Origin of the sequence: Corallococcus aberystwythensis, from assembly GCF_003612165.1 — a bacterium.
Taxonomy (GTDB): Bacteria; Myxococcota; Myxococcia; order Myxococcales; family Myxococcaceae; genus Corallococcus; species Corallococcus aberystwythensis.
This window is the reverse complement of sequence record NZ_RAWK01000051.1, coordinates 23,384-43,197: the sequence shown is the minus strand read 5'-3', so window position 1 is coordinate 43,197 and position 19,814 is coordinate 23,384. Positions and strand designations below refer to the sequence as shown.

Sequence of the window (19,814 nt, the reverse complement as noted above, 5' to 3'; positions counted from 1 at the left end):
GCCCTGGGCATGGCGGCCCTCCACCTGGGCGTGTGGGGGCTGGCCGGGGTGGGGCTCGCGCACGTCAGCGGCTTCTGGCTGAAGCTGCCCCTGTGGCTGCTGGCGGCCCAGAGCGTCATGGGGCTCATCCAGCTGGACCACGACGCGTGGCACGACACCCTCTTCCCGAGGCCCTGGCAGAACCGCCTCTTCGGCAACGGGCTCAGCCTGCTCGTGGGCATCGCCTACGAGCCGATGCGGCACGACCACCTCGCGCACCACCGCTGGAACCGCACCGAGAAGGACCCTGACGCCTACAACGCGGGCCGCCGCTCGCCCGGGCTGTGGGCACTCTTCTACGCCACCGTGCTGCTGGGCCTGCCGCTCAGCCTCGTCTACTTCAACGTCCTCTACCCGGTGCAGCACTTCGACGCCGCCCGCCTGCGCCGCCATGCGCTCGTGCTGCTCGGCTACGGGGCCTTCTACGCGCTGCTCTTCTGGCTCCTGGCGGGCCACGGGCTGCTCGGGGGCGCGGTGGAGTGCTGGCTCGTGCCGGTACTCTTCGCCAGCCCCCTCAACGGGCTCAAGTCCATCTCCGACCACCACGCCAACGTCTGGCGCGGCGACCGCTTCCACACCGCGACGACGGTGCGCGGCACCCGGCTCGTCACCTTCCTGTGGAACGGCCTCAACCACCACCTGGACCACCACCTCTACCCGCGGGTGCCCGGCTACAACCTCGCGCGGCTGCACGCGCGCCTGCGCCCCGAGCTGCTCGCGCGCGGGGCCCCCGTCTTCGACAGCTACCTCCACGTCATGTGGCGGGCCCTGCTGGCCGGCCCCATGGTGGTGGAGGAGGACGTGCGACTCGTCACCCTGGAGCGAAAGCGCCCATGAACGCCCTGCGCCGGCTGTACGCGGACATCCGCTACGAGGACGGCCGCTGGCCGCTGTCCCGGTGGGACCTCAACCTGCGCTACATCACCAAGAGCCTCCTGCACCTGCCGGAGCCGCGCTCGGCCGAAACCGGGGAGCACTTCGCGCGAGTCGCCCGGCACCTCGACTCGGGGAGCTGGCGGCACGCGGGCGCGCCGGAGCTCCGGCTGAGCGCCGTGGGCGACATGATGTGGATTCGCAGCGGCTTCCACCGCGCCCTCTCTCCCGGCGTCCGGGAGGTGATGGCGGGGGACGCGGTGGCCTTCGCCAACCTGGAGACGCCGGTGGACCCGGCGCGGCCCGTGCCCCGGCGCGTCTACGAGACGCTCCACTACAACGCCCCGCCGGACTACCTCGCGGCCTGGGAGGGCACGGCACGCCACCGCGTCTTCTCCCTCTGCAACAACCACGCGCTCGACCAGGGCGCCGAAGGGCTGGAGCGGACCCGGGGGACGGTGCTGGCCTCCTCCCAGCACCGCTGCGTGGGAGGCCCCCGGCCGGAGGACGCGGTGGCCGCCCTGGAGGTGGACGGGGTGCGGATGGGCATCGCCGCCGTGACGTATGACATCAACCACCTCATGGGGGCGCCGCCCGCCGGGGTGCCGGTGACGCGGCTGGGCAGCCCCCTCCACGCGCCGGACTGGGAGCGGCTGGGCGCGCTCATCGACGCCGCTCGCGCGGTGGGGCCGGACCTGGTGGTGCTGATGCCGCACTGGGGCTTCGAGTACGAGTACTGGCCCGAGGCCCTCCAGCGCGAGCACGCCTACCGGCTCATCGAGCGCGGGGCGGACCTCCTCCTGGGCTCCTCGCCGCATGTCCTCCAGCCGGTGGAGTGGGTGTCCATCGACGGCGCGGACGCCACATGCCCCACGCAGGTGCGACGGGGCGGGCCCGCGCGGATGGGGCTCATCGCGTACTCGCTGGGCAACTTCCTGAGCATCATGCCCACGCTGGCGTGCCAGACGGGGGCCATGCTGAAGCTCGCGCTCGCCCGGGACGCGCGGGGCGTACTCCAGCCAGTGGATTTGCGCGCGGTGCCCACCGCCTGTGGACGGGGACTCGGTGGGGAGGGGTTCCTCGACGCGGGCGTGGTGCGCCTGGACGAGCTGCCCCCTCAGCGGGCGGCGCCGCACCTCGCGCATGCCCGGCGGACGTTGGGCGCGCTGCTTACGGACCGGAGGGACTGAGGATGTCTTCGATTGAGGAGCAGTTGGAGGCGCTCACCGTCGGGATGGCGCGGCAGGTCGCGAGCTGGCTGCCGGCGGTGACGCCGGAGCGCTACGTGGCGTTCCTCGACATGATGTACCACTACACGCGGCGCAGCGGAGACCGGCTGCGGCTCGCGGCCGAGCGCGCCACGCTCCCCGAGCTGAAGGCCTTCTTCGCGGAGCTGGCGGGGGACGAGCAGTCGCACTACCTGCTGGCCAAGGCGGACCTCGCGGCCTTCGGGCACGAGCCCTCGTCCGACACGCCTCGCGAGGTGGCCGACTTCCACGCCTTCTGGGAGGGAATCGGGCCAGAGCGGCAGCTCGCCTTCCTGGGCGCGCTGCGCGTGCTGGAGGGTGTGGCGCGGCACCTGGGAGGCGAGGCCCGCCAGGGGCTGGGGCGGCTCGGGTTGGAACGGACGAAGGCGCGCTTCATCCTCGTCCACCTCGACGTGGACCTGGAGCACGGCGCGCGGGCCCAGGCGCTCTGCGCGGCGCTGGGGGCCGGGCACCCGGAGCCGCTGCTCGAAGGGGCCCGGCGGGCCGCCGACTTCTGGGTGGCCATCCACCGCGCGGCGCTGGCCGGCGAGGCGCGGCCCTGAGCGGGCGCCTCAGTGCACGGAGAGGACGCGGCGCTCCTCGTGGACGAGGCTCGCGGCGCAGCGCCCCTACGCAGCCGGAGACGTCGTTCTCCACCTTCGTGGAGAGGGAGAGCGAAGAGGGCGTCCCAGGCATCGACGACTGCTCGGCGGATGCTGTGGCACGGATGAGCGGCATATCGGCGCGCTCGCCAGCGTCATACGGCCCTGGGTTGAAGACGGCTAAGAAGCCCCATGGTCTTTCGAGTCCATCTTGCTGTCCTGTTCCTCGCCTTGCTCAGTGCGTGCGCCACCCCACGGGGCAGGGTGCGACTGGAGACCGGCGAAGGTCCACCTGTCGAGCACAGCCCGCCGTCTTCCGCCCGTGCCGTGACCGTGGACGCGGATGCCTTCGGGAAGGCGCTGTCCGACTTGATTCTGGTCACACCCCTGCGTCTCCGGGCGTCGCGGTCAGGCGGCTGGGTGCGCGCCTCCTATCCCGGGAGCGATGCCCGATGGCAGCACGTCACAGACCGTGGCTTTGGCGGCTTCTGCGAACCGGGAGCGCGCCGGGGCGACTGCATCTCGCTGCTCGAAGACGTGATGGGGTTGAGTGAGTGGGACAAGCTGGGCGTGGCGCTGGCCCTGTCCCTCGACCCCATCAAGGCGAGCATCGCCAGGGCCGTGGAAGAGACCCTCGCGCCCCAGCTCTTCTACGCGGTCATCGCCACGGGCCTCGTGACCTGGGTGGCCCTTGCCGCCAATCCCGAGCCTGCGTTCACCAAGGCCGCTGCGATCATCTCGGCCCTGCTCCTGATCTACCTGGGAGCGGAGATGTTCATGGAGCTGATTGACGCGAGCCAGGAGCTGAAGCTCGACACGGACCAGGCCGCCACCTGGGAGGAACTGGATGCGTCCGGTCAGCGCTTCGCGGCCCGGGTGGGTCCATCCATCGCGCGAGTCCTGGTCCTCGCTGTCACGGTCACGGTGAGCCATGGCCTGACCGGTGGCGCCTCGTTGATGGCGGCCCGGCTTTCGACGCTGCCGAACTTCCCGGGCGGAGCGGCGGTGGCCTCACGCGTCGGCATCAATGTCACGAGCCTTGATCAGGTGCGGGCGGTGTCCGTCTCGGGCGGAGTCATCACGCTCGCGCTTCCGGCCACGGCCGTCGCCATGGTGGCGAAGGGGAGCCCAGGTAGTACGAGTTCCTGGAACTCCTTCAGCGCGCTCAAGCGGGCACGAGGGCCCGCGGGGCAGGGGAAGCAGTGGCACCACATCGTCGAGCAGACGGACGGCAACGTTCAGCGCTTCGGTCCCCAGGCCCTGCACAATACCGACAACGTCATCGCCCTCGACGAAACCATCCATCAACGGATCAGTGCGTACTACTCATCGACAGACCGATCCACCACGGGAGTGCAGACGACTGTGCGGCAATGGTTGCGCGGTCAGTCGTTCCAGGCCCAACGGGACTTCGGCATGATGATCCTCCGGCGCTATGGAGTTGTCCCTTGAGTCCCCGAAAGTTTCAGAAGGCCAGCCTCGAAGAACTCATCCAGTGGTACTCGGAAGGATCCATTGCCTATGGACAAGCACTGGAGGCTGCGGACTCGAAGGCTGCCAATCGAGCCGACGCGCAGGTCTGGGGGGCGTACCGGGAACTTCGGAATCGTGGTGCGACGTCCCGGCTCATCCCGCTCCTCACGAGCGAGGATGAAACCCTCCGGACCCACGCCGCTTCTCATGTCCTAGAATTCGCTCCCGAGCTTGGCGAGCCGGTGTTGCTCTGGCTCGCCAAGCGTCCTGGACTCATCGGATTCCGTGCGGAGTACGCGCTCAAGGCCTGGCGCGAGGGCACGCTCAAGTTCAGTTGATCAGATCAGACCCTGGCGGCGTCCATTGCCTGTTGGATGAGCGGCCGGGCAAGGTCACGAATGTGCGCGGACAGCCGTTCTTCGCTCACGGGCTCCAAGGACTGACACGCGGTGGGGAAGGCCAGCTCCAGGTCCACCCGGACGTCCAGCTCCACCTCGCTCAACACGGCCTCTTCATCGTCGCGCCCGCACTTCGACAGGGCGCTGGCGATCCGCGCGGGGTTCACCAGACGTGAGGACCAGTCCTGGAGCTCGGTGAAGGACAGCCGCTGGTGGGCATCCCAGGCCGTGCTCTCGTCGAAGCGGGCCTCGTTGAACTCCTCGATCTTCCGCTTGAAGGCGACGCGCTGCCCCGGTGCCACGGGCTGCTCGCTCTTGATGACGAGCCCTTCCGCCCAGTTGTCCGCCAGCGGAGGCAGACCCAGCATCGCCGGGAGCCGGGTCGGCGCCCGCGTGGGGGCGGCTTCCATCTGCGCCCGGGTTCCTCGCGCGACCAGGGGTGGAACGTGCACACCGGCAGCCCGGGCGGCCGTTTCCACATCGTGATGCGAGAGCATCACCCCCTCGTCCTCGTCCGACCGGGCGACGAGGATGTCGAACAGCACCCAGTGAAGGCCCGGCGCGTACCAGACGCCCGTCTGGACCGGCATCATCCCAGGCACGGCCGGAACCTCCGGGTGGGGATAGCGGCCTCCCAGCAACTCTCCGTAGAGGTACACGCGCGCGTCGGTGAGCCCCAGCGCCCGGACCGCCTCCAGGGCCGCGTTGCTCAAGGACAGGCGCAACAGCTGCCATCCAAAGAAGGAGTCCCCCTCCTCGAGCCAGGCCTTGCGCTTGCCGAAGTGGACCGCCCCGTCCTGCACCCCCAGGACGAGCTGCGCGCCATGGAGCTTCTCCAGTGCCACCCAGGTCCCCGAAGGACTGGCCTGCCCCCGCGCATCACCCGCGGAAGACATCTTCAGGAAGGGTCGGAAGCGCATGGCCTCAGTTTCCATCCAAGTCCCCCAGAGTCAAAGTGAGCGCGGACCTGAGCCACGAAGGCAAGGAGCCTCATGACCTTTCGAGTTCACCTCGCTGTCCTGCTTCTCTCCCTGCTCAGTGCCTGCGCTGGCCCAAGGAGCAGGGTACGGCTGGATACCGGCGAGGGGCCACCCATCGAACACAGCCCTCCATCTCCCATCCGGGCCGTGACCGTGGACGCGAGTGCCTTCGAGAGGGCGCTGTCCGACTTGATTCTGGTCACACCCCTGCGTCTCCGGGCGTCGCGGTCAGGCGGCTGGGTGCGCGCCTCCTATCCCGGGAGCGATGCCCGATGGCAGCACGTCACAGACCGTGGCTTTGGCGGCTTCTGCGAACCGGGGCCGCGTCGGGCCGACTGCATCTCGTTGCTCGAAGACGTGATGGGGCTGAGTGAGTGGGACAAGCTGGGCGTGGCGCTGGCCCTGTCCCTCGACCCCATCAAGGCGAGCATCGCCAGGGCCGTGGAAGAGACCCTCGCGCCCCAGCTCTTCTACGCCGTCATCGCCACCGGCCTCGTGACCTGGGTGGCCCTGGCCGTCAATCCCGAGCCTGCGTTCACCAAGGCCGCTGCGATCATCTCGGCTCTGCTCCTGATCTACCTGGGCGCGGAGACGTTCCTGGAGCTGATTGACGCGAGCCAGGACTTGAAGCTCGACACGGACGCGGCCACCACCTGGAAGGAGCTGGATGCGGCAGGGCAGCGCTTCGCGGCCCGGGTGGGGCCATCCATCGCGCGAGTCCTGGTCCTCGCGGTCACGGTCACGGTGAGCCATGGCCTGACCGGTGGCGCGTCGTTGCTGGCGGCCCGGCTCGCATCGCTGCCGAACTTCCCGGGAGGCGCGGCGGTGGCCTCGCGCGTTGGCATCAACGTCGCGAGCCTTGATCAGGTGCGGGCCGTTTCCGTCTCCGGCGGAGTTATCACGCTCGCGCTGCCGTCCACGGCCGTCGCCATGGTGGCCCAGGGGAGGGGAGCACCTCCGGCTGGAGGGGTGCGTTCCTGGCACTCCTTCAGCGCGCTCAAGAGGGCACGAGGACCCGCGGGCCAGGGGAAGCAGTGGCACCACATCGTCGAGCAGACGAACGGCAACGTTCAGCGGTTCGGGCCCCAGAATCTGCACAACACCGAGAACGTGTTCGCCATCGACGAAGGCGTGCATCAGCGGATCAGTGCGTACTATTCATCCAAGGATATTCGCCTCTCGGCAACACAGACCGTGCGGCAGTGGCTGAGCAGCCAGTCCTTCCAGGCTCAACGCGACTTTGGCTTGAACGTCCTCTTGGACTACGGAGTCATTCCATGATTGCGCGCAAGTTCCAGAAGGCCACCAGCGAGGAACTCGTCGAGGAGTACGCACGGGCGGCTGTGGATTACGAACGAGCACTGAATGCCGCGGATTCACGCACCGCGAATCGGGCCCAGGACAGGCTCACGGAGGCTTACCGCGAGCTTCGGAACCGGGCAGCCGCCTCTATGCTCCTCCCACTGCTGCAAAGCGAGGACGAGATCATTCGCTCCTTCGTCGCGACACATGCCCTGGAGTTCGCACCTGAGCATGGCGAACCAGTGCTCCTCTGGCTCGCGGGCCGTCCGGGGCCGCACAGAACTCCTGCGAAATACGCGCTCAAGGCCTGGCGCGAGGGCACGCTCAAGTTCCCCTGAGCTCCCCTCTAAACCCCAGTTCTCGCGCAGGCCCATTCTTGCGCCCCACTCACTGACCTGTAGGGCGAGGTGTCCTGTTCAGGAACGCAGACGATTTCCGCCTCGATTGGCGGTCCGCTGCCTAGACATGCCAGGCTCGCCTGGAAGACGGCTTCTTTCCGGAGCATCACATGTCAGGCATCCGTCCAGGCGGACCCGTGGGTCAATTCTTTGCCGCAGCCGAGCGTGGCATGGCTGCAAGGGCTGGAACCAACCAAACACCAGCAATGCTCGACAAGGTGACGAAAGCGACCGGCAACGTCCTGAAGGCTGCCGTCAAAGAAGGAGGCGCTGCCGTAAAGCAGGGGCCCGCCAGCTACGCCGCGACGAAGGCGTTTGACGCCGTACGCAATGCGGACAGGTTCATCGATAGCGTGCTGACTAACGGCGCCAGGCGCTCGTCGCCTGCGAACATCGTGGGAACCCCAACGCCGGCAGCGACGTTCACCGCGGACAAAGACCGGTACGGGCAAAAGGGCCCGTCCTCGAACGTCACGGGACTCATCAAGGGCGCGGCTGAGCTCGCCCAGTTCGTGTGGGCCGGATACAACCATGGAAAACTCGGACCCGTTTCCATTGCCCCAGCGACGCTCACGCAGGGAGGCAAATCAATCCCTGTGCATCTGGTAGGCATTTCCGGAACCGATATCGTCCAAGGTCAGAGCACCAGCTTGGCGAACAACCCCTCAGTAGCATTTGGCAAGAACAATCCAATGTTCGCGAATGCGAAGGCGGCAATCCTGGCAACGGTTCCCAAGGGATCCAACTTAGTGCTGGCAGGACATAGCCAGGGAGGCATGGTAGCCCAGCAGCTGGCGGCGGATAAGGACATCCAAGCCCACTACAATGTGATGCAGACGGTGACGTTCGGCTCTCCAGAGGTCATGACGGGGAAGCCTGAGGGAACCATCAAACGCATCGCTGCGAATCCTGATCCTGTCCCACTGCTCAATTCCCGATCGTTGGGTGCAGGCTTAGAAAAGTGGTCTCCGGCGGATGCGGTCGTCGCGAAGGTTGCGGACGCTGTCGTAAGGCGGAATTCAAATCAGCAGCTCATTGATTCCGATTTCGGCAGCAAGTGGATGGGGTTCAAGTCACACATTGACGACTATACGAACGAATCCAATGGCCAGCTGAGCCAGATGGATGCGTTGGGACGAAGGGTGGGCGTTGGAGAGACAGGAGCAACCCTTCAAGTCAATCTAGGGCAACGCAAGTTCTTCTCCTCGCCCGTGAACTCCACGGGCCGGGTCATCACGCCTTGACCTGGTCCAGGCTGCTGGGGTGACCTCAGCTCCCGCCCAGCTCCCCCAGATTCAATCCATATGGATCCGTCGTCGTCCGCCCCGGCGCCGGCTCCGCCACACCGGGTGCCAGCGGTGCCACGCGGATCAACCCCGCGGCCCGCAGCCGCTCCACGGACCGGGACGCGGCCAGCTCTCCCATGGCCGCCGTGCGCAGCGCCTGACGGATGCTCCGGCTGCCTCGCAGCTTGGAGTACAGGTACAGGTCGTCCGCCGTCAGATCCGCCGGGGCAGGGCGGGGGATGGGCTCGAACACCAGCCTCCCGTCCAACGCGAACAGCGCGTCACTCAACGAAAGCGTCAGCCCCACCTCCGCCTCGCGGTACAGCGCGTGCGCCTCCGGCACCGGGCCCCGCTCCAGCACCTGCGCCGCCAGCGCCACCGCCAGGTCGTACTTGCGCGACGACAGGAACGCGCGCACCAGCGCCAGCAACTCCGTGAACTCCGTGGACTCGCCCACCGTCAGCCCCGTGGCCCGGTGCGGCGCCAGCGCTCCGCGCCGGTACAGGTGCAGCACCCACCGCGCCGCGAACAGCGGGGCTTCCCTCGCGCTCGCCAGCAATTCGCCCAGCGTCGCGCCGCCCGCCGCCAGGTCCAGGAGCACGTCCTCCTCCTCGGAGAAGGTCTCCACCGCGAACTCGCGGAACACCCTGAACGTCGTGTCCAGGCGCGGGAAGATCTCCCGGAACTGCGCCCACTCCTGCACCCGCGCCACCGCGTCCCGGTGCAGCGTGCTCAAGGGCAGCCGCAACCCCACCGCCCGGCCCGGCAGGGGCAGCCCCGGCGTGAACTCCACCTCGCCCGACTCCCAGGCGTAGCAGTCGAACAGCGCCTCGCGCGCCTTGTGCTCCATGGCCTCCGTCAGCTGCGACAGCTCCACGAAGCAGCGCTGCACCAGGAACGTGCCGTAGGGCAGGTTCGCCCCTTCCGCCGCCTCGAACGCCGCCGCCGCCCGGGGCGCCTCCAGGATGCGCAGGTTCACCAGCACCTGCGCCAAGTGCTCCCTCGGGTCCGTGGAGGCCACCCCCACCAGGTGCCCGTCCCGCAGGTAGAAGTCCCGGCGCACCGCGCCTCGCTCCACCCGCAGCGTCCCCTCCAACCCAGGCGCCGTGAACAACGGAGGCAACACCAGCTGGAGCCGATAGCTGGCCAGGTTTCCCGTGAACGCTTCCATCCGTTGGCGCCCTCCAAGGCGGGCCACGTGCTGCGCTGGCCGCCAGGGTACCTGTTTGCCCCGAGCCCTCTCAACCCCTCGGAACCATTGGACTTTTACTGTCCGGGCGAAATGTTCCAGGAAGGCAGGGCACGCGAATGTCAGGCATTGAAAGGCCCCACCTGTCCCAACGGAAGGTTGCAGCATGACGGCGGGTGTGCGAACGAGCCGTGTCCTCCACCCGTCATTGGGAGCGCGAATCGCGATGCGGATTCTCTCAGGCGTCCAGTCGTCCGGAAGGCTGCACATCGGCAACTATTACGGCGCGCTGCGGCAGTTCGTGCAGCTCCAGGATCAGGGCGAGGCCTACTACTTCATCGCCAACTACCACGCGCTCACCACCGTGAGGGATCCGAAGCTCGCGTTGGACCTCACGCGCGACGCGGCGCTCACGTACCTGTCGCTGGGCCTGGATCCGAAGCGGGCCGTCCTCTTCCGCCAGAGCGACGTGAAGGAGGTCCTGGAGCTCAACTGGATCCTCGGCACCGTGGTGCCCCAGGCGCACCTGGAGCGCGCCCACAGCTACAAGGACAAGATCGCCCGCGGCATCAGCCCGGACTTCGGCCTCTATGCGTACCCGGTCCTGATGTCCGCGGACATCCTGCTCTACAGCGCGGATCAGGTGCCGGTGGGCAAGGATCAGATCCAACACATCGAGTTCGCGCGCGACTGGGCCGTGAAGTTCAACACCCAGTACGTCCCCGGCTACGACCCGGCGGATCCGGAAGGGAAGGAGCGGGGCCACGCGCCCGGCATCCTCAAGCTGCCGTCCGCCTTCGTGCAGGAGAACGCCGCCACGGTGCCCGGCATCGACGGACAGAAGATGTCCAAGTCCTACGGCAACACGCTGGAGCTGTTCGGCGACGAGAAGGACATCAAGAAGCGGATCATGTCCATCAAGACGGACTCCACGCCCGTGGACGCGCCCAAGCCCACCGTGGACGCGCCGCTCTATGACCTGCTCAAGCTGATGCTCCCGCCCGGCGAGTTCTCCGACGTGGACGCGTCCTGGAAGGCCGGCGGCAAGGGCTACGGCGACTTCAAGAAGAAGCTGCTGGAGGCCTTCCACGTCACCTTCGGCCCCGCCCGCCAGCGCCGCCAGGAGCTGCTCAACGACCCGGGTGAGTTGGAGCGCATCCTCCAGGACGGCGCCCAGCGCGCCCGGGCGGAAGCCACCCGCCTGATGGACCAGGTGAGACGGGCCGTGGGAATCCCCTGAACGCCCGTTCCTGTTCAAATGTTTGACCCCCCTGGGAGGCATTGCTAAGGAGGTCTGTCCCCCCGGCGCGCGTAAAGGCCGGAATTTCGGACCCTTACGCATGACGAAGTTCCCATCCCCCCAGAAGGACGCCGGCCGGTGAGCGAAGGTCGCAAGCCCCCACCGCCCGACGACCTCCCGCCGGACCCCGACGGGGAGGGATTGCCGCGCACGCCCGGAGACGCCTTCCGGGTGGCGCTGCCCAACTTCGAGGGTCCCCTGGACCTGCTGCTCCATCTCATCAAGGAGCACCGGGTTGACATCTTCGACATCCCGCTGGCCCTCATCACGGGCAAGTACCTGGAATACCTGGAGCGGATGCGGGAGCTGAACCTGGACATCGCCGGGGAGTTCCTGGTGATGGCCTCCACGCTCGCCCACCTCAAGAGCCGCATGCTCCTGCCCCGGCAGGACGCGGCCCAGGTGCCGGAAGGGGCGGACGCGCTCGCGGCGGTGGAGGAGGCGCAGGACCCTCGCGCGGAGCTGGTGCGCCGGCTACTGGAGTACCAGAAGTACAAGGACGCCGCGGAGCACCTGGCCAAGCAGGACATCCTGGACCGGGACGTGTTCGCCCGGAAGGTGCCCGTGGAGGCCGTCCCCATCCCCGAGGACGAGGTGGGGCTGCAGGAAATCAGCGTCCTCAAGCTGGTGGAGGCGCTCGACCGGGTGCTCGAGCGGCTGACGCCCAAGGTGCAGCACGAGGTGGTGCTGGAGCGCGTGAGCCTCTCCGAGGCCATCCTCCGGCTGGCCGAGCGGGTCCGGAAGGACGGGCAGGTGGTGTTCGAGGCGCTGTTCACGGAGGCGGCCACGCGCCAGGAGGTGGTCATCACCTTCATCGCCATGCTGGAGATGGTGAAGCGCCGCCTCATCAAGGTCTTCCAGGAGGAGCCCCTGGGCCCCATCCAGGTGACGCCCAACGGGGACGCGCTGGACAAGCTCGCCCCCACGGAGGTCGACGAGAGTGACTACCGGTAACGGTCCCGACGACGGTGACGAGACGCCCGCCCCCGGCACGCCCGGCGGCCCCGGACAGTTCTCCGAGGAGGAGATCGCCGCCGTCACCGGCCCTGGCCCGGACGACGCGGAGCTGGACGGGGTGGAGGCGGCCGCCATCGAGGAGGACTCGGACGACAACGAGAACGTCCCGGACCTTCAATCCTCCTTCGAGAAGCTGGTCGCCAAGAGCCGCAACCTCTCCCCGGACCGCATCCGCACGGTGCTGGAGAGCGTGCTCTTCGTCGCCGAGCGCCCCCTGTCCGTGGACGAGCTGTACCAGGCCACCGGCATCCCCCGGGAGCCCATCCTCCAGGCGATGGATCAGCTTTCCGGCATCCACCGCGAGGGCATCAGCGGCGTCGTCCTCTACGAGGTGGCGGGCGGGTGGCAGTTCCGCACGGACCCCCACTCCGCGGAGTACGTCCGGCGCTACCTCCGGGTGAAACCCCAGCGGCTCACCCGCGCGGCGGTGGAGACCCTGGCCATCATCGCGTACCGCCAGCCCGTCACCCGGCCGGAGCTGGAGGACATCCGCGGCGTGGACTGCGGCGCGGTGCTCAAGGCGCTGATGGACCGCAAGCTGGTGAAAATCCTGGGCAAGCGGGAAGAAGTCGGCCGCCCCATCCTTTATGGAACCACGCGCGAGTTCTTGGAGTTCTTCGCGCTGAAGGACCTCTCCGCGCTGCCCACGCTCCGGGAATTCCATGAATTGACCCAGGAGCACCGGGACATCGTGGAGAAGGAGGCGGCGCCGCCGGCACCGCCCGCGACAGGGACGGTGGCGGCGCTGTCGGACCCGAACTTCACGAAGCGGATGGAGAAGAACGCGGCCGCGAGTGAGGCCGCTTTGGAGGAGCTGGAGGAGGCCATGGCGGCCGCGGAGCGGAGCCAGAAGGTCAGTGCCAGCATCCTGGAAAGCCCCCCATCACCCGAGAAGGGTGATAGCGAGGGGCCCAAGCCCGAGTGACGGGCGGCAACAACTGGAAGAAGGCAAGGCATGGCGGCGGAACGTTTGCAGAAGTACCTGGCTCGCGCGGGAGTTGCTTCGCGCCGGCACGCGGAAGAACTCATCACCTCCGGTCGCGTCGGAGTGAACAACGAGACGGTCACGGAGATGGGCAGCCGGGTGGAGCCCGGGGTGGACCTGGTGACCGTGGATGGAAAGCTCGTCACGCCGCCGGAAGAATCGTCGTACTACCTGCTCTACAAGCCCGTGGGCGTCGTGACGACGCTGTCGGATCCGCAGGGCCGGCCCACGGTGGCCAACTACCTGGAGGAGACGGGCCGCCGCCTGTTCCCCGTGGGACGTCTGGACTACGACGCCGAAGGGGCGCTGCTCTTCACGGATGACGGGGCGCTGGCGCACAAGCTCACGCACCCCAGCTTCCAGGTGCCGCGCTCGTACCTGGCGAAGGTGAAGGGCGTGCCGGACATGCCCACGCTGGAGAAGCTGCGCGGGGGCGTCCGTCTGGAAGACGGCATGGCCACGCCGGTGTCGGTGGACATCTTCGAGAAGGCCGAGCGCAACACCTGGCTGAAGATCGTCGTCGCCGAAGGCCGCCCGCACCTCATCAAGCGCCTGTGCGCGGCGGTGGGGCACCCGGTGGTGCGCCTGTTCCGTCCGAACTACGCGGGCATTGGCGTGGAGGGCCTGCGCCCCGGCGAGCTGCGGCCGCTGAAGGTCGCGGAAGTGATTCAGCTCACGGAGGTGGCGGAGGGCCGCGCGCAGCCGGCCGCCTCGGAGTTCAGGCTGCCGCCGCGCCGTCACGGGCGTTCCGCGCCGGGCTTCGCCGGGCCGGATGACGACGACGTGGAGCTGTCCATGGACGACGACGCGCCGGTGGCGCCGCGCAAGACGGAGCGCGCGGCCAAGAAGACCGCGGGGAAGACCGCGAGTGGGCCGAAGACCCGCGAGGCACGTCCGGAGCGCAAGGAGTGGAAGGGCGTGCAGGACGGTGGCACGCGTCCGCCGAAGTTCGCGAAGCGCGGTGCGACGCTGGACACGGATGGCGACGCGGACGCGGATGTGGATCTGGATGGCGTGCCGTCGTTCGATGACGACGGTGAGGAAGTGACGGAGTCCGACGCCGCCGAGGGCGCCACCTACGGCAAGGCCGCGCGAGGCGCGGGCCGTACCGGCAAGCCCGAGGGTGAGCGTGCGCCCCGTGGCGCCGCGAAGTTCGGCAAGCCGGCGGGTGCCGGTCGTTCCGAGGGCGGTGCGTCGCGCGGCGGTGGCCGCTTCGGTGCCGAGGGCGGCGCTGCTCGTGGCGGTGGCCGTTTCGGCAAGCCGGAGGGTGCGGGCCGTGGCGAGGATGCGCCGCGCGGACGCTTCGGCAAGCCGGCGGGTGCGGGCCGTGGCGAGGATGCGCCGCGCGGACGCTTCGGCAAGCCGGCGGGCCGCTTCGGCGATGAAGCCGCGCCTCGTGGCGCTGGCCGTTTCGGCAAGCCGGCCGGTGCGGGCCGTGGCGGTGACGAAGGTGCTCCTCGTGGCGCTGGCCGTTTCGGCAAGCCCGCGGGCCGTGGCGGTGACGAAGGTGCTCCTCGTGGCGCTGGCCGCTTCGGCAAGCCCGCGAGCCGTGGCGGTGACGAGGGCGGTGCTCCTCGCGGCCGCAGCTTCGGCAAGCCCGCGGGCCGCTTCGGCAGCGAAGAGGGCAGTGCTCCTCGTGGCGCTGGCCGTTTCGGCAAGCCCGCGGGCCGCTTCGGTGACGAGGGCGGTGCTCCTCGCGGCCGCAGCTTCGGCAAGCCGGCGGGTGCCGGTCGTTCCGAGGGCGGTGCGTCGCGCGGCGGTGGCCGTTTTGGTGCCGAGGGCGGTGCCCCTCGTGGCGGTGGCCGCTTCGGCAAGCCCGCGGGTCGCTTCGGTGACGAGGGCGGCGCCCCTCGCGGCCGCAGCTTCGGCAAGCCGGCCGGTGCGGGCCGTGGTGGTGACGAGGCTCCGCGCGGACGTTTCGGCAAGCCCGCCGGTCGCTTCGGTGACGAGGGCGGTGCTCCTCGCGGCCGCAGCTTCGGCAAGCCCGCGGGCCGCTTCGGCGACGAGGGCGGTGCTCCCCGTGGCCGCTTCGGCAAGCCGGCCGGTGCGGGCCGTGGCGGTGACGAAGGCGGCGCTCCTCGGGGCCGCTTCGGCAAGCCGGCGGGTGGCGGCCGGTTCGGTCGTGAAGAGGGTGGTGCCCCTCGCGGTGGCGGCCGCTTCGGCAAGCCCGCGGGCCGCTTCGGTGCCGAGGGCGGTGCCCCCCGTGGCCGCTTCGGCAAGCCGGCCGGTGCCGGTCGTTCCGAGGGTGGCGCGTCGCGTGGTGGCAGCCGTTTCGGTGCCGAGGGTGGTGCTTCGCGCGGGGGCAGCCGCTTCGGCAAGCCCGCCGGTGCGGGTGGCGCCCCTCGTGGCGACCGTCCGGAGCGGCGTGAATGGAAGCCGCGCGGCGAGTCCGCGGGCCGCCCCGAGCGCAAGCCCCGTGGCGAGGACTCCGGCAGCCGGTCTCGTGGCGGCGGTGAGTCCGCGTCCAGCGGTTCTGGCGAGCGCATCGTCCGCGCGGGCGTGAGGAAGGCTCCCCCGGGAGAGGGCAAGAGCTTCCAGGACTTCAAGGAGCGCAAGGCGCCTCGGGGAGGGGCAGGCCGTCCGCCCCCTCGCGGTGGCCGCTCCCGCTGAAGCACCCATCCTCCCGGGTCGTGCCGTCGGTGGGCGGCCCGGGGGGGCGTTGATATAACCGCCGCCTACCTCCACCGTCCGCCGCTCCGGGAGAACGATGCGAATCCGCGTGCGCCCCCTCTTCCTCGCCCTGACCCTGCTCGTCGGGTGCAATGGCAACCGGGATCAGCTCCTCGCGGAGATCCAGGACCCCCGTCCCGAAATCCGCGCCGCCGCAGTGAAGAAGCTGGCCGAGCAGAACAACGCGGACGACCTGGTCCTCTTCACCCGCGCCGCCAAGGACCTCTCCGCCATCGTCCGGGGTGAAGCCGCCAGCGCGCTCGGGGAGAGCCAGGATCCGCGCGTCGTGGATCTGCTCGGGGAGCTCCTGGAGGACACGGACGAGGCCGTGCAGGGACAGGCCGCGCTGGCGCTCGCGAAGGTGAAGAACGACAAGGCCAAGGCGTACCTCACGCTCCAGTACGGACGGCGGGGCCGCGCCACGCGCAAGATCATCGTCCAGGCCCTCAAGAGCGCCAACGTCCCCGGCGCCATGTCCTCCGTCGTCGCCGCCGAATCCAAGGGCCTCTGGGACCGCAACCTCCTGGCCCTCACCGAGGGCGCGCTCCCCGAACGCGTGGGCGCCGCGGAGGAGCTGGGCAAGAGCGGCCGCGCGGAGGCCGTGAACCGGCTGCTGCCCATGGTGCGCGACAGCCAGGTCATCCTCGCCGCCGCCGCCGTGCGCGGGCTGGGTGACGCGGGCGACACTCGCGCGGTGGCCCCCATCGCGCTGCTGCTCGACGAGAGCTTCCCGGAGCTGCGCGAGTCCGCCATCAGCGCGCTGATGAAGCTGCAGGACCCGGCCGCCGCGACGAAGCTCCAGGCGGTGGCGGTGGAGAAGAGCGCGGTGAGCCCGCTGGCCACCGACGCCATCCTGACCTTCCCGCGCACGCCCGCGACGGACGCCGCGCTGTGCGCCATCGCGCTCGACGGCGCCCGGGACGAGGCCCTGGACGCCGGCCGCGCCATGCGTTCACGCGGCGGCTGCCCGGCGGACCCCATCGCGGAGCGGCTGTCGCGGCCGGCCTCCGCGGCGTCGGGGCTCCAGGCGGTGGCGGGCCTGGGTCCGTCGGCGCAGGCGCTGCTGCCCAAGGTGACGCCGTGGCTCAACCAGCCGGACGTGGGCCTGCGCACGCTCGCGGTCGAGGCCGTGACGCACGTGCGCGATGCGTCCGTGGTGCCCGTCATCCAGAAGCTCTACGAGCAGGAGGTCGCCGGGCTCACGGCGCTGCGCGCGGACTGGGTCCCGCAGGCGCTGCCGCGCAAGTACAGCGCGGACCTGGATCCGTCGGCCGCGCGTCCGGAAGCCGCGCACGGCAAGGACGACAACCGGTCCGCCAGGCACGCGCAGCTCTTCGAGCGGCTCCAGGCACTCAACGCGGCGCGCGCGAAGGAGGCCGGCCGCGTGGTGGTGCCGCCGCGAGTCCCCTCGGAGCTGAGCGACGACGTGGAGCCCGCGAAGCTGCAGCCGCTGGCCACGCTGCTGACCGCGCTGGGCACGCTCAAGGCGCCCGGGGCGCTGGAGGTCCTCAAGGGCTACGCGGACGACGCGAGCCCCGTGCTGCGCGCGGCGGCGCTGGTGGGGCTCACGTCCGTGGGGCCCGAGGGCATCGAGGTGGTCCGCGCCGCGCTGCTGGAGCCCGACCGCGAGCTGCAGAAGACGCTGGCGCTGGCGCTGGCGGAGCAGGGTGAAGCGGGGCAGCTGGCGCTGGTGGCGTCACTGCCGAAGATGGGCAGCGAGAAGCTGGTGGTCCTGGATGCGCTGACGCGCGTGGGTGCACCGCCGGCTTCCGCTTCCGAGGCGTTGCAGGGCGTGGTGAAGGAGGGTGGGGCGGAGGCGGCGCTCGCGGCGCAGCTGTTGGGGCGGATGGGCGCGAAGGACGCGGTGCCCACGCTGCTCAAGGCGCTGGACGACTCCAACAGCGTGGCCCGGCGCGACGTGCTGCTGGCGCTGGGCGCCATGGGCGACGCGAAGTCGGCGGAGGTGGTGGGGCGGGACCTGTACCACGACCTGCCGGAGATCCGCGCCGCGGCGGCCACGGCGCTGCGCAAGATGAACACGGGCGCGGAGGCCGAGCCGCTGGACGCGCTGAAGGGTGACTACTTCCGGGAGGTGCGCGTCGCGGCGGGCGCCTCCGCGACGAAGGAAGGCACGGCGGCCGGCGGGGCGCGGTGAATGGAGCTGCGCGAGCTCAAGGACAAGGCGACGGAGGCCTTCAGCAAGGGCCGCTTCGCCAGGGCCGCCGAGCTGTATGCGGATTGCTGTCAGGCGGATCCGAAGGACCACCAGAGCCGGCTGCGCATGGGCGACGCGTGGGTCAAGGCCGGTCAGCGTGACCGCGCCGTCTCCGCGTACCAGTCCGCCGCGGAGGGCTTCGCGAAGGAAGGCTTCCTGCCGCGCGCCATCGCCGCGAGCAAGCTGATCCTCGAGCTGGATCCGTCCCACCAGGGCGTGCAGCAGATGCTCGCGGACCTGTACGCCCGAAAGGGCACGCCGGCCGCGTCCCGGGCGAAGCCGAAGGACGCCGCGCCCCCATCCACGCCCGCGAGCCTCATCGCGCCGCGCGAAGCACCGCCCGCACCCGCCAGCCCCTCCACGCCCGCCGCGGATGACACCGAAGTGGTCATCTCCGTCGAGGTGGAACTCGAACCCTCGGACGCGCCAGCGGAGTCTCCCTCCGCCGCGCCTCCAGTCATGCCGGCCACCGAGGCCGCCGCCGAGAGCCCCATTCCCACGCCTCCCGCCACACCTGCTCCGCAGGGCCAGTCCGTCCGCGGAGCCCCGCCGTCCCCATCCTCCACGCCCGAGCCTTCCCAGCCCCGGACGCCCAGCGGACGCTGGCAGGCCCTCGCGCCGCCCATCACGGGCTCCAAGCTTGCTCCGGCTCCCACCGAGCAGAAGGCCCCCGTCCAGGCCGCGCCCCCGGGCCTGCGTCCCCGCCGCGCCGACACGCCCTCGAAGGCCACGGCCGCTACGCCCGCCGCCGGCGCCTCCGTGGTGCCCACGACCGCCGGAGCTCCGGAGCCCTGGCGCGCGTCCCTGCGCGTCTCCAGCTTCACGGAGCTGGAGATCGAAGCGGACTCGCTGCTGCACGCGGTGGAGCTCGCGGCCCAGCGGGGACTGGCTGAACACTCGCCGGAAGAAGAGCCCGTCTACGAGCTGACCGAGGAGGCCGCTCCCGAAGCCGGCACCTGGGACGCGCTGCCGTCCATCCCGCTCTTCTCCGACCTGCCGCGCGAAGCGTTCATCCAGCTCTTCGAACGCTGCCCGTTGCGCCGCTTCGGCCCCGGTGAGCGCATCCTCGCGCAGGGCACGCACGGCGACGCCTTCTACGTCATCTGCGAAGGCAGCGTGCGCGTCTTCCGCGAGGAGGACGGCCGTCGCCAGGACCTCGCCACGCTGGAGGTCGGCGCCTTCTTCGGTGAGATGGCGCTCCTGTCCGGAGCCCCGCGCGCCGCCTCCGTGGAGTCGCTCTCCGACGACACGCAGGTGCTCGAGATCTCCGCCGCCGTGCTCGCCACGCTCTCGCGCAGCCACCCGCCCGTGGCGAACGCCCTGAAGAAGTTCTGCCGCGAGCGCCTGCTCACGAACGTGATGAACAGCTCCGCGCTGTTCCGCCCCTTCAACCGCAAGGACCGGCGGAACCTGGTGGAGCGCTTCCGGGCCCGCGACGTCGAGCGCGGCGACGTCATCATCCGTGAAGACGGCCCCACCGACGGCCTCTACGTCGTCCTCTCCGGCGAGGTGGAGGTCCACAAGAACGGGCAGCGGCTGTCCAGCCTGAGGGAAGGGGACCTCTTCGGAGAGATCTCCCTGCTCCAGAAGACCCCGGCCACCGCCACCGTGGAGGCCACGCGCCACACCACGCTGCTGCGTCTGCCGCGCGAGGACTTCGACTCGCTCATCTCCAGCCACCCGCAGGTCCTGATGCTCGTCTCGGACCTGAGCGATGAACGCATGCGCCGCACGCAGCACGTGCTGGACACCCAGTCCGGGAGCGCAGCGGACGACGACGAAGACCTCATCCTCGTCTGAGGGCGGCGCCTCGCAGGGTCGCAAGCTCCGTGCCCCATCC

Annotated in this window: 16 protein-coding genes; 14 read left to right on the top strand and 2 right to left on the bottom strand. The window is 69.9% G+C overall.

Annotation, left to right across the window (positions count from 1 at the left end; all coding sequences use genetic code 11):
- From D7W81_RS10830 to D7W81_RS10810, 5 genes are all read left to right on the top strand, one after another.
- A partial coding sequence (locus D7W81_RS10830) for a fatty acid desaturase family protein (protein ID WP_147445430.1) occupies positions 1 to 876 on the top strand: 876 nt, incomplete at its 5' end.
- Positions 873 to 2,102 carry a CapA family protein gene (locus D7W81_RS10825; protein WP_120555269.1) on the top strand — a complete coding sequence of 410 codons (1,230 nt, stop codon included), beginning with the start codon at positions 873 to 875 and terminating at the stop codon, positions 2,100 to 2,102. The genes D7W81_RS10830 and D7W81_RS10825, both read left to right, overlap by 4 nt.
- A 2-nt stretch (positions 2,103 to 2,104) precedes the next feature.
- A complete protein-coding gene (locus D7W81_RS10820) occupies positions 2,105 to 2,722 on the top strand; it encodes an iron-containing redox enzyme family protein (RefSeq protein WP_158621544.1) in 618 nt (205 codons plus the stop codon).
- 231 nt (positions 2,723 to 2,953) lie between these two features.
- Entirely contained in the window at positions 2,954 to 4,213 is a 1,260-nt protein-coding gene (gene sitA5 / locus D7W81_RS10815; RefSeq protein WP_120555267.1) for a SitA5 family polymorphic toxin, read from the top strand.
- Entirely contained in the window at positions 4,210 to 4,572 is a 363-nt protein-coding gene (locus tag D7W81_RS10810; RefSeq protein WP_120555266.1) for a hypothetical protein, read from the top strand. Before sitA5 (D7W81_RS10815) ends, D7W81_RS10810 begins: the two co-directional genes overlap by 4 nt.
- 5 nt (positions 4,573 to 4,577) lie before the next feature.
- Here the strand turns inward: D7W81_RS10810 and D7W81_RS10805 are convergent, their stop codons facing one another.
- On the bottom strand, positions 4,578 to 5,552 hold the full coding sequence (locus tag D7W81_RS10805; RefSeq protein ID WP_120555265.1) for an RNA ligase family protein: 975 nt from the start codon (positions 5,550 to 5,552) through the stop codon (positions 4,578 to 4,580).
- Between the two features lie 72 nt (positions 5,553 to 5,624).
- Here D7W81_RS10805 and sitA5 (D7W81_RS10800) point away from each other — a divergent pair, with 72 nt between their 5' ends.
- The 3 genes from sitA5 (D7W81_RS10800) (at position 5,625) to D7W81_RS41915 (ending at position 8,556) form a co-directional block, all read left to right on the top strand.
- Positions 5,625 to 6,893 (top strand): SitA5 family polymorphic toxin, encoded by a 1,269-nt coding sequence (gene sitA5 / locus D7W81_RS10800; RefSeq protein WP_120555264.1) that lies wholly within the window; start codon positions 5,625 to 5,627, stop codon positions 6,891 to 6,893.
- Complete coding sequence (locus D7W81_RS10795; RefSeq protein ID WP_120555263.1) at positions 6,890 to 7,252, top strand: hypothetical protein; 363 nt, start codon at positions 6,890 to 6,892, stop codon at positions 7,250 to 7,252. The genes sitA5 (D7W81_RS10800) and D7W81_RS10795 overlap by 4 nt, the downstream gene beginning before the upstream one ends.
- 170 nt (positions 7,253 to 7,422) lie before the next feature.
- Positions 7,423 to 8,556: an alpha/beta hydrolase family protein gene (locus tag D7W81_RS41915; protein WP_147445429.1), complete on the top strand. Its 1,134-nt coding sequence runs from the start codon at positions 7,423 to 7,425 to the stop codon at positions 8,554 to 8,556.
- A 25-nt stretch (positions 8,557 to 8,581) separates the two neighbouring features.
- On the opposite strand, the gene D7W81_RS10785 is transcribed toward D7W81_RS41915, so the two are convergent.
- Positions 8,582 to 9,769: a DUF4388 domain-containing protein gene (locus tag D7W81_RS10785; RefSeq protein ID WP_120555261.1), complete on the bottom strand. Its 1,188-nt coding sequence runs from the start codon at positions 9,767 to 9,769 to the stop codon at positions 8,582 to 8,584.
- Positions 9,770 to 10,013: 244 nt separating this feature from the next.
- Here D7W81_RS10785 and trpS point away from each other — a divergent pair, with 244 nt between their 5' ends.
- The 6 genes from trpS (at position 10,014) to D7W81_RS10755 (ending at position 19,774) form a co-directional block, all read left to right on the top strand.
- Positions 10,014 to 11,027, top strand: a complete 1,014-nt coding sequence (gene trpS, locus D7W81_RS10780) for a tryptophan--tRNA ligase (protein WP_120555260.1) — start codon at positions 10,014 to 10,016, stop codon at positions 11,025 to 11,027.
- 201 nt (positions 11,028 to 11,228) lie between these two features.
- Positions 11,229 to 12,041 (top strand): segregation and condensation protein A, encoded by an 813-nt coding sequence (locus D7W81_RS10775; RefSeq protein ID WP_438503356.1) that lies wholly within the window; start codon positions 11,229 to 11,231, stop codon positions 12,039 to 12,041.
- Positions 12,028 to 13,029 (top strand): SMC-Scp complex subunit ScpB, encoded by a 1,002-nt coding sequence (scpB, locus tag D7W81_RS10770; protein ID WP_120555258.1) that lies wholly within the window; start codon positions 12,028 to 12,030, stop codon positions 13,027 to 13,029. The genes D7W81_RS10775 and scpB overlap by 14 nt, the downstream gene beginning before the upstream one ends.
- A gap of 30 nt (positions 13,030 to 13,059) precedes the next feature.
- Positions 13,060 to 15,699, top strand: a complete 2,640-nt coding sequence (locus D7W81_RS44065) for a pseudouridine synthase (RefSeq protein ID WP_120555257.1) — start codon at positions 13,060 to 13,062, stop codon at positions 15,697 to 15,699.
- A 97-nt stretch (positions 15,700 to 15,796) separates the two neighbouring features.
- Positions 15,797 to 17,914 (top strand): HEAT repeat domain-containing protein, encoded by a 2,118-nt coding sequence (locus D7W81_RS44380; protein ID WP_120555256.1) that lies wholly within the window; start codon positions 15,797 to 15,799, stop codon positions 17,912 to 17,914.
- Positions 17,915 to 19,774 (top strand): cyclic nucleotide-binding domain-containing protein, encoded by a 1,860-nt coding sequence (locus tag D7W81_RS10755; protein WP_120555255.1) that lies wholly within the window; start codon positions 17,915 to 17,917, stop codon positions 19,772 to 19,774.
- The last annotated feature ends 40 nt before the right edge of the window (positions 19,775 to 19,814 follow it).